Annotated in this window: 17 protein-coding genes; 10 read left to right on the plus strand and 7 right to left on the minus strand. The window is 43.8% G+C overall.

All coding sequences use genetic code 11. The features are described 5' to 3' along the window. Together N746_RS0101560 and N746_RS0101565 are read right to left on the minus strand one after the other, a co-directional pair. The gene (locus tag N746_RS0101560) at positions 1 to 1,290 is read right to left on the minus strand and encodes an ABC transporter permease (RefSeq protein ID WP_081835958.1); all 1,290 of its coding nucleotides are present in this window, start codon (positions 1,288 to 1,290) and stop codon (positions 1 to 3) included. Then, positions 1,206 to 2,438: an ABC transporter permease gene (locus N746_RS0101565; RefSeq protein WP_029933610.1), complete on the minus strand. Its 1,233-nt coding sequence runs from the start codon at positions 2,436 to 2,438 to the stop codon at positions 1,206 to 1,208. Before N746_RS0101565 ends, N746_RS0101560 begins: the two co-directional genes overlap by 85 nt. Positions 2,439 to 2,563: 125 nt before the next feature. Between N746_RS0101565 and N746_RS0101570 the strand changes: the two genes are divergently transcribed. Next, the gene (locus tag N746_RS0101570) at positions 2,564 to 2,902 is read left to right on the plus strand and encodes a DUF3392 domain-containing protein (protein ID WP_029933611.1); all 339 of its coding nucleotides are present in this window, start codon (positions 2,564 to 2,566) and stop codon (positions 2,900 to 2,902) included. A 20-nt stretch (positions 2,903 to 2,922) separates the two neighbouring features. On the opposite strand, the gene N746_RS0101575 is transcribed toward N746_RS0101570, so the two are convergent. Next, positions 2,923 to 3,681, minus strand: a complete 759-nt coding sequence (locus tag N746_RS0101575) for an outer membrane lipoprotein-sorting protein (RefSeq protein WP_029933612.1) — start codon at positions 3,679 to 3,681, stop codon at positions 2,923 to 2,925. A 23-nt stretch (positions 3,682 to 3,704) separates the two neighbouring features. Next, positions 3,705 to 4,028, minus strand: coding sequence for an ArsR/SmtB family transcription factor (locus tag N746_RS0101580; RefSeq protein ID WP_029933613.1), 324 nt, complete (start codon positions 4,026 to 4,028; stop codon positions 3,705 to 3,707). A gap of 235 nt (positions 4,029 to 4,263) precedes the next feature. Between N746_RS0101580 and N746_RS0101585 the strand changes: the two genes are divergently transcribed. Next, positions 4,264 to 4,713, plus strand: a complete 450-nt coding sequence (locus tag N746_RS0101585) for a DsrE family protein (RefSeq protein ID WP_029933614.1) — start codon at positions 4,264 to 4,266, stop codon at positions 4,711 to 4,713. Positions 4,714 to 4,805: 92 nt separating this feature from the next. Here the strand turns inward: N746_RS0101585 and N746_RS0101590 are convergent, their stop codons facing one another. From N746_RS0101590 to N746_RS0101600, 3 genes are all read right to left on the minus strand, one after another. Next, positions 4,806 to 5,156 carry a putative quinol monooxygenase gene (locus tag N746_RS0101590; protein WP_029933615.1) on the minus strand — a complete coding sequence of 117 codons (351 nt, stop codon included), beginning with the start codon at positions 5,154 to 5,156 and terminating at the stop codon, positions 4,806 to 4,808. Between the two features lie 41 nt (positions 5,157 to 5,197). After that, positions 5,198 to 6,193: a lipid A deacylase LpxR family protein gene (locus tag N746_RS0101595; RefSeq protein WP_029933616.1), complete on the minus strand. Its 996-nt coding sequence runs from the start codon at positions 6,191 to 6,193 to the stop codon at positions 5,198 to 5,200. 237 nt (positions 6,194 to 6,430) lie between these two features. Further along, positions 6,431 to 7,039 carry a superoxide dismutase gene (locus N746_RS0101600; RefSeq protein ID WP_029933617.1) on the minus strand — a complete coding sequence of 203 codons (609 nt, stop codon included), beginning with the start codon at positions 7,037 to 7,039 and terminating at the stop codon, positions 6,431 to 6,433. Between the two features lie 301 nt (positions 7,040 to 7,340). Between N746_RS0101600 and N746_RS0101605 the strand changes: the two genes are divergently transcribed. The 8 genes from N746_RS0101605 (at position 7,341) to csoS1 (N746_RS0101645) (ending at position 13,746) form a co-directional block, all read left to right on the plus strand. Continuing rightward, positions 7,341 to 8,753, plus strand: coding sequence for a form I ribulose bisphosphate carboxylase large subunit (locus N746_RS0101605; RefSeq protein ID WP_029933618.1), 1,413 nt, complete (start codon positions 7,341 to 7,343; stop codon positions 8,751 to 8,753). A 36-nt stretch (positions 8,754 to 8,789) separates the two neighbouring features. After that, a complete protein-coding gene (locus N746_RS0101610) occupies positions 8,790 to 9,134 on the plus strand; it encodes a ribulose bisphosphate carboxylase small subunit (RefSeq protein WP_029933619.1) in 345 nt (114 codons plus the stop codon). A 243-nt stretch (positions 9,135 to 9,377) separates the two neighbouring features. Then, positions 9,378 to 11,357 (plus strand): CsoS2 family carboxysome shell protein, encoded by a 1,980-nt coding sequence (locus N746_RS0101615; RefSeq protein WP_245603315.1) that lies wholly within the window; start codon positions 9,378 to 9,380, stop codon positions 11,355 to 11,357. A gap of 5 nt (positions 11,358 to 11,362) precedes the next feature. After that, positions 11,363 to 12,361, plus strand: coding sequence for a hypothetical protein (locus N746_RS0101620; RefSeq protein ID WP_029933621.1), 999 nt, complete (start codon positions 11,363 to 11,365; stop codon positions 12,359 to 12,361). Positions 12,362 to 12,401: 40 nt separating this feature from the next. Further along, on the plus strand, positions 12,402 to 12,653 hold the full coding sequence (gene csoS4 / locus N746_RS0101625; RefSeq protein ID WP_029933622.1) for an alpha-carboxysome shell vertex protein CsoS4: 252 nt from the start codon (positions 12,402 to 12,404) through the stop codon (positions 12,651 to 12,653). Continuing rightward, on the plus strand, positions 12,653 to 12,907 hold the full coding sequence (locus N746_RS0101630; RefSeq protein ID WP_029933623.1) for a carboxysome peptide B: 255 nt from the start codon (positions 12,653 to 12,655) through the stop codon (positions 12,905 to 12,907). The genes csoS4 and N746_RS0101630 overlap by 1 nt, the downstream gene beginning before the upstream one ends. A 155-nt stretch (positions 12,908 to 13,062) precedes the next feature. Continuing rightward, positions 13,063 to 13,362 carry an alpha-carboxysome major shell protein CsoS1 gene (gene csoS1, locus N746_RS0101640; protein WP_029933624.1) on the plus strand — a complete coding sequence of 100 codons (300 nt, stop codon included), beginning with the start codon at positions 13,063 to 13,065 and terminating at the stop codon, positions 13,360 to 13,362. Between the two features lie 75 nt (positions 13,363 to 13,437). After that, positions 13,438 to 13,746 (plus strand): alpha-carboxysome major shell protein CsoS1, encoded by a 309-nt coding sequence (csoS1, locus tag N746_RS0101645; protein ID WP_029933625.1) that lies wholly within the window; start codon positions 13,438 to 13,440, stop codon positions 13,744 to 13,746. The last annotated feature ends 14 nt before the right edge of the window (positions 13,747 to 13,760 follow it).

Here is a 13,760-nt window from a genome sequence, read left to right on the forward strand (position 1 = left end):
TTAACGAGCTTGCAGTCGGTTATGACGCGTGGCGCGCCAAATCGGCCATAGGCTAAACACAATGGTGGTGGATAAGGTGGCCACGAGCACTTGTGTCCATTTGGGCAGATCAATTAACAAGTATAGCGTCGTGCCCATGCCAAATTGCGCCGCCCCTTGGGCGAAACGTTTGAGTTCGATGCCGTCCCCGATCCAGGCCACGAGCCCCAGCATAAGTGCGATGGCTAATAAGGTGGAGACGAGTAAAATTAAACCAATCTCATAGACAACCAGCAGGCGCAAACGCAGGGGTTTGATGCCTAGCGAATACAGAAGGTTAAACTCTTTTTGACGTTCGTAGAGCGACATCATTAAGGTATTGAGCATGCCTAGCATCATGAGCAATAACACAAAGCCTAGCCAAATCCAGATCATGTTTTCTGAGAGTTCTAAGGTGGCTTCTAAAATCGGTTGGCGTTGCCAAATGGTTTGCACACTTAGGTCAGGAAACGCGGCTTGCAGGTTGGCGCTTAAAGTTTGAATGTCGAGTTTGTTGTCGGTGGCGGGCACGATGCCTATTTCGTGAAGGCCTTGTGGGATATTAAGCCAGTTGGCGGCGGTGTCGATCGGCATAAATACCAGGCTTTCTTCAATGCGTGGGTCGGCGTGTTTATAGAGACCTTGTATGGGTAGGCCGATTTCGGCTAAACCGCCGCCATTTTTTTGCGCCATTAGTACCACGCGTCGATCAAGTTGTGTGGTTAAGCGTTTAGCCAGTTTTTCGCCGATCACCAGGCCTGGTACTTCGCGTTGATAGTCACCGGCTAGCATGGATTCGCTTAAGAAAGACAGGTTAGCTTCGGCTTTCGGATCGAAACCGACAATCATAACCGAGACGCTGTCGTATTCACTTTGCATGGTGGCATTGACTCGTATACGTGGTGCAATTTGAAGGCCGGGTGTGCTTTCGAGTTGCTGTTTAAGCTGGGCATTAAAGTCGAAAAAGTGTTCAACTTCGGGTTCGTCAATGTAATCTGGATGGTGGATTTGAATGGGCTCGGCTAGGTTTTTATAGGTGGTTTCGAAAGTGCTTTTCATCCAGCCTTGCAAAAAGCTTTGAATCAGTAGCATGGTGAAAATGCCCAGCGTAAACACGCTGATTAACACGAGGGTTCGGCGTGCATTACGCCATAAGTTACGCCAGGCAAAAGTGGATAAACGCACGCTCATTTGGTTTGTCTCCCAGATAACGGATGCAGGCCGAAAATACGCCACACGACCATCGCGGACATCAGCCAAGTGCTTAACCATAAAAAACCCGGTGCAAACCAAATCGCCATCATGGTTAGGTTCGGATAAGTAGTGGCATTCATGCCGTATTGGGCAAACATTTCTTCGGTGCCGGGAATGGTAATGCCGGTTTGGTAAAAATACAGGGTAATTAAAATGCCCAGCGTGATGCCTAAAATCAAACCTAAACTTAAGGTTAGATGGGTTTCTATTTGGGTGAGCCAGGCGAGTTGTTTGCGTGATAAACCGAGTGATAACATCAAACCAAATTCGCGTTCGCGCTCTAATACCGACATAAGCAGCGTGTTAAATAGAATCAATACGACGATAAATAAGATCGCCACATACCAGATAAAGCCGGAGTAATAATCTAAATCAATGCCCTGCGCGACGCCAGGCTGGAGCTCGCGCCAGTTGCGATAAGTGATATTGTATTGCTCAGCGAGTGCACGTAATTGGGGTTCGAGTTGATTGATTTGTTGAAAAGGGTCGGTAATCAGAGCTAACTGATGCGCTTGATTGGGCAACACAAATAAGGTTTGTGCATAATCAAACGGGATGAGTGCAAGTTGACGATCAAGATCGGGCGAGCCGGAATCAAAGATACCAACGAGGGTGAAAATGTCGGCGGCCAAGCTGCCGTCTTTATCTTGGCCAAGCAGCTGAATTTCGTCACCAATGCCTAAATTTAATCGTTGCGCTAAGGTTGTACCAATCAACATGTGAGCTGAGTCGTCTTGTGTAAGAAAACGGCCTTGTTTAATTAGACTGGCGAGGCGCGAAATTTGAGGTTCGACTTGTGGTTGCACGCCTAAAACCATCGACCCTTGGTTGCGATCGCCCGCACTCAATAAGCCAAATGCCTGAGTCCGATAACCTAGTGTTACCAGGCCTGGTAGTTGGTTGAGTTGGGCTTCTAACTCGGGTTGGATTTCAAAACTATTTCGCAACGAGGGGGTGTCGAGATAGTCAGGATGTTGGAATTGAGCGTAGCCATCCAATAAACTCAAGGCGTTGATTTTCATGCTGTCGTAAGAACCCAGCTGAAACGCAAGCATAAAAATAAATAACGCACTGGTAAGCGTCATGGCGAGCACGGTCATAACGGTACGTTTTGGATGGCGCCAGAGGTTGCGCCAAGCGAGTTTGGTGAGAAAGCTCAATCCCATTTTTTATCCTAAATACTTGACCGGGAGTTTAATTCGTTTTCAAAAGCATAAAAAGCACACGTGCAGGCTGAGTATTTTTTGCTATGATAACTCACGATGTTCTACAACCTTATGGAGAGTATAGTATGGAAACAAATTTTTTGACCGATTTTTTGGTCATGCTTTCAGGCTGGGTGCGCCCATATATGGGTGAAATTGGTTTTGCTATGATGGCAACTTTGTTAGTCATTTATGGCGACGATTTAACCTCAATTTTGAAAAAACAAATCGGTGGACTGCATTTCTTTTTGCGTCTGACCGTGTTTATTTTGTTTTGTGCGTTTGGCTTTGCCTTACTTGCCAATTATCTTACGCCGATGCTGATTGATTTGTTAGCGAGCACGGGGGATGTTTGGTTGGGTGTCGCTGTGATCGGACTTTTCTATATTATCGGACTACTAGCTCAGCGTCGTGGTGCGATTTAATTAAGTTTTGATATGGCTCTTCAGGGCTTCCACGGTCGGGGGCGCTGAAGATTGGCTAGGGTGAATAAATAGTCTGGCAAATCAATATTAATCATCACCTGGCTGGTGCGGATTTCGGTCCACTGGTCTGGTTTGTCCGCATTGGTAATACGCATCACGGTTGGAAACGGCCGCCCATCTATGTCTTCAATTTTAAGCGTTTGTAAACGTTTCACTTCTTGCATAGACTGATCATAAAACACGTTTTCTAACATGACATAATCCCCACGAATTTTGGCGACTTCTTTGCCCCAGACTACGGGCGCATTCGCCTTGGGAATGGCTTCGATAATATAAACCTCAAAGCCGTCTTGTTGGCGTGTTTCCAATAATGTGTGCGTGTAGTTATCTAGGGTTTGGTCGGAGCGTGCTAAATCGTTATAAGAAAAGTCTGATCCCATCCATGACTGAGTCATCATGCTGGCGGGTAATTTGGTGACGCGATTAAGCTTGGGGGTAAAAATCCACATTTCGTTATCAAGTTTAAGCGTAGCGTTGTCGGCATCCCGCGGTGGATACACAAATCGAATCAACGAGTCTTTCATTCCACGAGTCCAGCCTTCTAAACGCATTTCGCGTTGCCACTCAGGCCGATGTATGATCATTTCGGTGACGCTATAGGAAGTATCCCCGCGCCATAAGTCTAGTGACGCTTCGATAATCTCCGCTGCGGTTTTGGATTGGCCCAGTACCAGGCCTGGTAATAAGCTGAGGATGAAACTGAATAACACTATTCGCATGGCTGGATTCCTTAGCTAACGGCTTAACAAGTTTCGCAAGCCGACAGTTTTAAACGTGCTAAGTCGGCTTGTAATTCGGTAATTTGGGTTAAATCAATCGCCGATAAAAGGGGGGCGGCGGCCGGTAACAAGCGATAATGTGCCCATGTCCCCTTCTTTTCGGCCATTACCAGGTCGGCATCACGCAAAATGGCTAAGTGGCGCGAGACAAAGCTTTGACCAAAATCCAACACACGCATGACTTCACAGACACATAATGAGTCTTGTTGACTTAGCAGATTAACAATACGCAAACGTGCTGGGTGACCAAGGGCTTTGTATTGGTTTGAAGCGTGATCCAATGTCATTGTTTTAACTCATGTAAATGAAAGTAGCTGAAAACGTTAAGTGACATTATACACTCCGAGATTATTGAGGAATAATTCGACCTAGGTTTTCTTTAATCAAGTTTAAAGCTAAACCTTAGTATATAACTGGGTTATTAGTTAGTTCTATATGCCAATTATAATATTCAGCGCGCGAACTATCAGGTTGTTGCATAGAATGAATTCGCTTTAAAAATAACAATAGGAGTTTACAAGCATGAAGAAATTACTAGCTGGCATCGCTACCTTATGGATTATGGCCTTTAGTGCCCAGGCAGAGTATGTTAAGCCAAATATTACACATGAGCCTTATGGTAACCAGAAAGTTGTTTACCAGATGAACACCAGCAACGTGGATATGCAGGTGCAGATCTTACGTAACATCAATAACCATGTTAGAGCTGTAGGTGCAGATAATATGGATTTGAAAGTGGTGGTATTTGCTGGTGGTATGTCGGCGCTAGAAACGACAAAACCAGAAATTGTATCGGCGATTGACAACTTGCGTTCGCAAGGTGTGGGTTTTTCGATTTGCAACAATACGCTGAAGGCCCGTAATGTTGATTGGCGTACATTAAAAGATGTTAAAGAAACTGATGTTGTGCCAGCGGGTGTGGCCGAACTGGCTTACCTACAAGGTAAGGGCTATATTTACGTTAGACCTTAATCGATAGGGTTGAATGATTAAGTGCACAACGCAGTTGTGCACTTTTGTAATCAAACTCGATTTTTCTCATTAAACATTCGTTATTTTCTTATTTATACTAATTTGGGCGCATCGTAATTTTCTGGCTCATCAGTATAAACGCACACATTCCATTTAGCCGCGAGACCGGTTTCCGAGACACAGTAGGTTTGGAAGAAATTCACGATTTCTGGACGCTGACAGTGGGCTTCGAAATGTGCCATGCTTTGCCAAATCTCATTAAATACCAATGGAAAGCTTTCACCATCCGCAAACGGGCTAGAAATTTGTCGGGTTACGCGATACTGGATGCAGCCATCTTCGCGCAGGGTGTTAGGCTCTAGAGACTGCAAAATCTTAAATAATTCGGGCTCTTTACCTTTCTTAGGTAAAAACTGCGCTAAACAGTAGACTTTTTTTGACATATACATTCCTAAGTTTGGATTATTAACATGCGGGTCTGGTGCTAATAACGTAATGAGTAAGTGAGGGCACCAAATGAGTCGATGCGACCTTGGGTATCGAATTCTGGTGTGCGAAATACATGAGTGTAACTTAAACGAGAACTTTCCCAGTCGACAATGACACCAAACTGTAAATCAGCGACTAGTGGGTTTTTATTAACTCGACGGCTGTCGACAAAGGTATTACCGTCTAAGAAAATATTTTTTGCCACCAAACGTGTTTCAATGCCAGCAAACCAGTAGTGGTTGAAGTTTTTATGATGTGAAAAGTCGGTGACGGTTGGTAGGCCATGTTGTACACGTGGGGGGCCATAATCAAATGGTAGGTTTTCGCCAAACCTTAGCGTTATACCTCCATTGGCGTAGGTATAGATGTTACCAAGCGTAAAGCCCACGTGAGGAGTGTAATCGAGTTGGTGGTCATTAACCTGTGTGCGGCTCAAACCACGCCAGTTTCGCTGGAACATTAGATTTAGACCAAGTTCGTCTTCGAGTTGCTTATCCCATCCCATGGGCTGGGGTGAGCTAATTAAATCATGAAATGCTGTTTGTGTTTCGCCGGCTAAAGATGATGGTCCAACTACTCCGATGGTTAAGCTCAAAATATCTAACTGTTGATCTTGCTCTGCAATTAATCCAATTGAACCATATAGCCAACCGGCATAAGGGCGGTCATTTATGTCTGGATCAGTATCACGTGTATGTCTTGGGGTGAACATACTTTGGCCAATTGCATAACCATGGCGAATAGTTTGTTTTTCAGGAAACCAGGGCACAAAACGGGCGACATTGGCAGCCCAATTAGGCGTGGGACTATTCGTACCTGAAACCCATGCAAAACGTAAACCATTGGTGTAATGACCATCTGATCCGGAAAAAAAATCATTTTCTTGTGTAAAGCTAATACTGTTTTGTTGTGTAGCATGTGTGCTGGGTATAAAAGAGAGCAGCAAGCCGATTAGCATGAGTGTATTAACGAGTTTTGCTCTTAGATACATTGTTCACGAACCCTCTTGGTTACAACTTGGTGCTCTCGGTCTGAAAAGAAGTGTCGAGATGGGCCGATAATAGAAAAAATAAATAAAACGTATTTTACTGACTTTTATAGTTTAATTGATTTTTTTTGGGGTGTGACTGGTCTTTAATTTGTTCGCAGTATTTTGTGAGGGGCTCAAATAAAAAAGGGCGGAAAATCCGCCCCCTGCTAAGGTTAAGTAGTTAGCTGCGAAATACAATTACTTGTAGTTTTGATAAAGCTCAGATACTTTATTCCAATTAACCACGTCCCACCATGCATTGATATAGTCAGGGCGACGGTTCTGGTAACGCAAGTAATAAGCGTGTTCCCAAACATCAAGACCTAAAATTGGTGAACCTTTCACTTCGGCCACATCCATTAATGGGTTGTCTTGATTAGGTGTAGAAGTAATTTGTAACTTGCCTTCACCATTTACAATCAACCAAGCCCAACCAGAACCAAATCGAGTTAAGCCAGCTTGCGTAAATTGTGTTTTGAATGTATCAAAATCACCAAAGGTAGATTTGATTTGGTCAGCTAATTCGCCTTGTGGCGCGCCCATGCTGTCAGCCGTCATAAGTTCCCAGAAGAAACTGTGGTTCCAGTGACCGCCGCCATTGTTGCGAACAGCTGGTGAAGTTGAGCCGGCATTTTTAACCAAGTCAATTAAGTCTTTGTCTTCGTTTTCGGTACCAGCTACAGCATTATTTAAATTGGTGATATAGGTTTGATGGTGTTTAGTGTGGTGGATTTCCATAGTTTGGGCATCAACGGCCACTTCCAACGCATTATAGTCATATCCAAGATCAGGTAGAGTAAAGCTCATAGGTGCTCCCTTTTTATAGGTGTAAAAAATATTAATAATCAATTTTATATGTTCGGTTATTGTAACTTGGAAATGACTAGGATGAAAGGTTGACTTAAATAGAAGGTTATTTAGGTGAAGTTTTTTAAAGTACTTGTTTAATAAATGATATTTTGGTAATTTGGTATGATCTTATTCAAGCCATAACCCATAGATTAAGTTTAATGGGATGTATCGATTATTCCAATTGGTCAATATGGGTTGGTTTGGTTAATATATATAGTGAGTTCGTAACAACCTTTAAATTAGAGGTAATTTAAGTATGGCAAATCAATCATTTAATGCTGGTGTACAGGATTATAAGCTGACCTATTGGACACCAGACTACACTCCGCTAGACACAGATCTATTGGCGTGTTTTAAAGTTATTCCACAAGCTGGCGTTCCGCGCGAAGAAGCTGCAGCGGCTGTAGCGGCTGAATCTTCAACTGGTACTTGGACAACTGTATGGACTGACCTGTTGACAGACATGGAGTTCTACAAAGGTCGTTGTTACAGAATTGAAGAGGTTCCTGGTAATAAAGATGCGTTCTATGCGTTTATCGCTTACCCATTAGACCTTTTCGAAGAAGGTTCTGTTGTAAACGTATTGACTTCATTGGTTGGTAACGTATTCGGCTTTAAAGCTGTTCGTTCACTACGTCTTGAAGATATCCGTTTCCCAGTAGCTTACATCAAAACATGTGGCGGCCCACCCTCTGGTATTCAGGTTGAGCGTGACAAGTTGAACAAGTATGGTCGTCCTATGTTGGGTTGTACTATCAAGCCTAAGCTTGGTTTGTCTGCTAAAAACTACGGTCGTGCTGTTTACGAATGTTTGCGTGGTGGTCTAGATTTAACAAAAGATGATGAAAACATCAACTCACAGCCGTTCCAGCGCTGGAGAGATCGTTTCTCTTTTGTTGCTGATGCAATCAACAAAGCAGAAGCTGAAACTGGTGAAGTAAAAGGGCATTACTTAAACGTAACAGCCGCTACTTGTGAAGACATGATGGAGCGTGCGGAGTACGCGAAAGAGTTAGGCGTGCGTATCGTTATGCATGACTTCTTGACTGGTGGTTTCTCGGCTAACACGTCTTTGGCTAACTGGTGTCGTAAAAACGGTATGTTGTTACACATTCACCGTGCAATGCACGCTGTAATTGACCGTAACCCTAACCATGGTATTCACTTCCGCGTATTGGCAAAATGTTTACGTTTGTCTGGTGGTGACCATCTTCATACTGGTACTGTTGTTGGTAAATTGGAAGGTGACCGTGCTTCTACTTTAGGTTTTGTTGATCAGTTGCGTGAAGCATTTGTTCCTGAAGATCGTTCACGTGGTATTTTCTTCGATCAAGACTGGGCTTCTATGCCTGGTGTATTTGCGGTTGCTTCTGGTGGTATTCACGTATGGCATATGCCAGCGTTGGTAAACATCTTTGGTGATGACTCAGTTCTTCAGTTTGGTGGTGGTACGCAAGGTCACCCAGGCGGTAACGCAGCTGGTGCCGCGGCTAACCGTGTTGCTTTGGAAGCCTGTGTTAAAGCCCGTAATGAAGGTCGTGAACTAGAGCGTGAAGGTGGAGACATTCTTCGTGAAGCAGCTCGTCATAGCCCAGAGCTAGCAGTTGCACTAGAGACTTGGAAAGAAATTAAGTTTGAGTTCGACACTGTCGATAAGCTTGACTCTTAATTTTTAACCAATTTAATTTAGATTAAGGAGAATTCTATGTCAGTAATGGCTTCAGGTGATTTCCGCACAACGCGCACCTATGAAACTTTTTCGTTCTTGCCACCTTTAACTCAAGACGAAATTTACGATCAAATCGTTTATATCATTAACCAAGGCTGGACAGTTGGTCTAGAGCATGACACTCCTGAAAATGGTGGAGAAAGCTATTGGGGTATGTGGAAACTGCCTTTCTTCGGCATGCGCAACCCTGATCAAGTTCTAGCTGAGCTTGAAGAGTGTAAACGTGCTTACCCTGATCACTTGATCCGTATGGTTGGTTATGACAACTATGCTCAGTGCAAAGGTCACGAGTTTGTTGTTTACCGTCCACGTGGTCTGTAATTAGAAAGGCCAACTCTTAGGAGGCTATGCATGAGTGATAATACTCAAGCCTTGTCGGGTCGCGCGTTAGCTCGTGCGAGACGTCAAGCATTAACAAAGGGTAAGGGAGCTAAGATTGATTATGCTGAACTTTCCCAGAGTACCTCTGCACCTGTAAAGAGTTCGGCGCCTGAGCGGAGTGAGGAAGTTCCCACTCCGTCAAGTCGCAAAAGATCAAGAGATGTTATTCCCCAGCAGCCAGCTATGTCTGCAGGTAGAAAAGCATCTATTGAGCGTCGAAAGCAACAGGTTAAAGGTAAAACTTCACGAGGTGGCGCACAGCCAACTAGACAGCCTAGAAAGTCTGTTGAAACGGCGGTTGATACTACGCCGGTTGAGAAGTCAGCAACAGCAGAGCAGAGTTATATTGCGCCTGCAAGTGCTGGCAAAAACCGTGCAAAAGTTAATGCTGTCAAGCCAACAGCTACTGTGCAACCAAAAGGTCGCTTAGTTGCAAAGGCTTATAGAAAAGCCGCATGTGAAGGTAAGGCTAAATTGCAAGCTAAGATGAGTCAAAACAGTGCATTAACCTGCATTGATGCGTCGACTGATCCGAATGCAAGTTGTCGTGATATTGCTCGGAAGGTACGTGAGCAGCGTGCTACTCACGGTAAAGTGAAGGCGTCATCTTCACAACGTCCAGCAGGTCGTGCGTCAAAAAAGTCTGGTAACAGTGCACCTGAGAAGGTCGGTGTTGCGAAAACATCTTATGATCAAGATGTAAGTGGAACGCTTGTTTCAAATACCAACAAGATGACGGGTAGTGAAGCAGGTGGTTGCCGAGTAATTAGTGGTACTGAATATACTGGCCCTGATGAATATCAAGCGAAGTGTAGTTTTAAACCAGAGCCTAATCCAAGAAAGGTAGCAATGACAACAACTGCATCCGGCCGTAGTGTCAGTGGAACTGAAGTTGGCTTTTCAAAGTCAGTGACTGGTACAGAGTCGGGACAATGTCGTAGCGTTACTGGTACAGAATATTTGCCGGCTGATCAAGGTGAAGTTTTCTGTGGTAGTAAGCCTGAAGCAGGTCCTTCGAAAGTGAGTCAATCAAAAACGGTAAGAAACCAAATGGTATCTGGCCCAAGTATGAATACTCGCCAAGACATGACTGGATTAGAAGCAGGTGCACAGCGTACTGTGACCGGAAGTCAGTACGTGTCTAGTTCAGCGCCTATGGGCAAAGAACCAACACGTCAAGCACGCGGTAGTATAATGTCTCAGTCTGAAAAACATGAAGTTTCTCATACAGGTGGCGGCGCAGCGGTATCAGGTACAAACGTAAATTTTTATAAGCCTGTTACAGGCGATGAGTCTGGTTTTTGTAAGAATGTAACTGGTGGGCAGTATCAATCACAAGAAGTTCGTAAAGAACGTTGTGATGATGAGTTGCAACCAGGACCTACAAAATCCATTCAATCACAGACATTTGCAGGTCAGAAAATCACCGGGGATCGTGCTGGTTTAGGCGGAAAAATCACTGGTGCGGCTGCAGGTATGTGTAAAAGTGTAACAGGCTCTTCATATTTAAGTTTTGATGCTGTTGAGTCTTGTGGTGTTGAACCTTCAAGTCTAAAACCTGACGCGAATAAGTTCACCCCTCAGTCAAAGCCAACAACGGGCGGCCAGCCTGGACCTTTAGGTCTTACTGGTGCTCAAAAAGGCGTTTGTAGCTCTGTGAGTGGTACTCCATATCAGGGTGTAGATCATACATCTGCTATGTGTCAGTCTAGTATGCCTTCTATGGCAGGTGAGTCAGATTATCCAACGATGATTATGGCTGCGCCTCAACCTATGATGGCTCAGGCACCGGCTATGTTTAATGGTGCTAATGCTTACTCTGCACCTATGGTTCAGCCGGCACCAATTATGATTGGTTCAGAGCAACACAATGAAGCTGACAAAGCGGTTGCTTCAAGAATAACAGGAGATGGAGCCGATTCTGGTTTTTCAATTACCGGTGATTCTTGGCGTCGTGATGGAAAAGTTTCTGGAACGGAAGGCAAATGGTCACAATCTCGTAATGTCTCAATGCGTGGTGTGGAAACACGCCAATCAATGGGGGCACATGATTTTAGACCGGTTACTAATCCGCAGGTTGCTGATATAAGCCCAATTACAGGTTCTTCTGGCAACACAACTAGTGGTGCAAGCATAACTGTATCGGGTGGAGCACGCGCTTAAAGAAAATGAAAGTTTCTTTGTCCTCGAAAAAGGTTGTACGTTCCCCTTCTGGTAAGGTGGTAACTAAGCCCGATTTAGCCAATAAGTTGGTTGAAAATTCTAGGACTGAATCGCATGCTTTTATACCGGGTGGCAAGTTAGAAATAATTGACACTCGGTATATTAACCAACTTGTTACGCCTAGCTTTTGGCTTAAAAGGGCTACTAAGCGCAATGAGTTAGAAGTTGTAAAAAAAGTTCTCAAAGAAATTGAGAAAGCAAAAAATAATGAGTTTTTTACTGTAATAGCACAGCAGACTATTCAAGGTGAACTTGGATTGCGTGTGCCTTATCAGGTATTTGATAAGGAGCGGTTAGAGCGAAAAAACAAGTCGAGAATTGGTGGATTTGTTTTAACGTTATATTGGCTGGTTATTCCAATAAAAAATTTGTTACGTAAATTAACAGCTGAAAAGCACCCGCACCGAGTCGTTGCATGGCAGTGGAGTGAGTCTAGTAAGTGTAAGTATGTTAATTCGCTTGTAAGTGATTTTATATTGCTTACACAGGAGAGCGAAATACACAAGTCGGAAAAATATACGATTCACCATGCCGAGTTACGTCATGTAAATGGTGACCGAGTCTTAATAACGACAACTGACTTAACGGAATATGAATATAAGCGAGGGCGCGATTCATCAAGGTTACTTTTGACTGAATCAGAACTAGAATCCACGAACAAACCTTTAAAAAAGGTGGTTGAGTTGGTTTTAGGTTCGCCAAGCAGTAAGGTTGTATGGTTAGGTGTTACGGATGGTCAGACAAGGCAAACAATTAACTTATCAAGTTTGTATGCCTTGACTGATGCATTAGCAATTGATTTGGTTGCCCAGGCGCATCAAAAATATATTTTAGATGCGATTTATGCTTTACCGTTTACGCCTTCAATTAATATTCAATTATTAATTGAAGTGCTAACACTGCAACTTGTTGCACAAGATTATGCAGTGCGCTTATTAAGATAATGCGTACATTACGAAGTTGTAAATTAGGTTTTAACATACTATGAAGATTATGTTGGTTGATAAAGCGATTGTTTCTACAAATCGTATTGCGACAATGGATCACAAGCCACTTTTAATCGTAAGAGATAAGCCAGATGGCAGCCCTCAAGTTGCGGTTGATCCGGTTGGTTGTAAATCAGGTGATTGGGTTTTGTGTGTCGGAAGCTCAGCCGCCCGTGATGCAACGGGTACTAAGGCCTACCCAAGTGACTTAACCATTGTCGGTATTATCGATAGATGGGAGACAGACTAGTGGAGATACATCAGGTAACTCATCGACTAATTTTAACGAGTCGATTAGATGGCATGGGTCATTTACCTGTAAAAGTTTTATTAAGTGTTTCGGGCGGTGTTGCCGTTGCACTTGATCCTATAGGATGCAAGATTGGTGATTGGGTTTTTACAATTGCCAACTCGGCGGCAAGAACCGCAGCTGGTGATGATCGTTATTTAACAGATCTTACTATCAGTGGCATTATTGACAACTGGGCAGAGCAAGAGTCTTGAGTTGTTTGTTTTCGGGGTGGGGTGTTACTATCTCGCTTAAGTGTAAGGATTTAAATCGGCCATAGCCATGGAAGATTTAAAAGTATTTTTAACAGTTACGAACTCACTTTTTAAATGTAATTTGTTAAATTTAATTTTTTTATTAGGAGAATGATATGTCTACTGAATATGGTATCGCATTGGGTATGATCGAAACTCGTGGTTTAGTTCCAGCTATTGAAGCGGCTGATGCTATGACTAAAGCGGCTGAAGTTCGTTTAGTTTCTCGTGACTTCGTTGGTGGCGGTTACGTAACTGTAATGGTTCGTGGTGAGACTGGTGCTGTAAATGCTGCAGTTCGTGCTGGCGCAGATGCTTGTGAACGTGTTGGTGACGGCCTTGTTGCTGCACACATCATTGCACGTCCTCACAAAGAAGTTGATCCAATTTTGAACGGTAACTTAATCCAAGGTTAACTTCAAAGAATCATCTGAACTTTAACCCTGTTACGAACTCAAAACAGCGTTTAAATTCATTATGGAGATTTTAGAATGAGCAATGAATATGGTATTGCACTAGGTATGATTGAAACTCGTGGTTTGGTTCCAGCAATCGAAGCTGCAGACGCGATGACTAAAGCTGCCGAAGTTCGTTTAGTTACACGCGAATTTGTTGGTGGTGGTTACGTTACTGTTTTGGTTCGTGGTGAAACTGGTGCCGTTAACGCCGCAGTTCGCGCTGGTGCTGATGCTTGTGAGCGTGTTGGTGACGGCCTTGTTGCTGCGCACATCATTGCACGTCCGCACAAAGAAGTTGAGCCTGTTTTAACTGCAGGTATTAACCCAGCTTCTCGTCTGTAAATATTGCAGTAAGC

The sequence above is a fragment of the Thiomicrospira pelophila DSM 1534 genome (assembly GCF_000711195.1).
Taxonomy (GTDB): Bacteria; Pseudomonadota; Gammaproteobacteria; order Thiomicrospirales; family Thiomicrospiraceae; genus Thiomicrospira; species Thiomicrospira pelophila.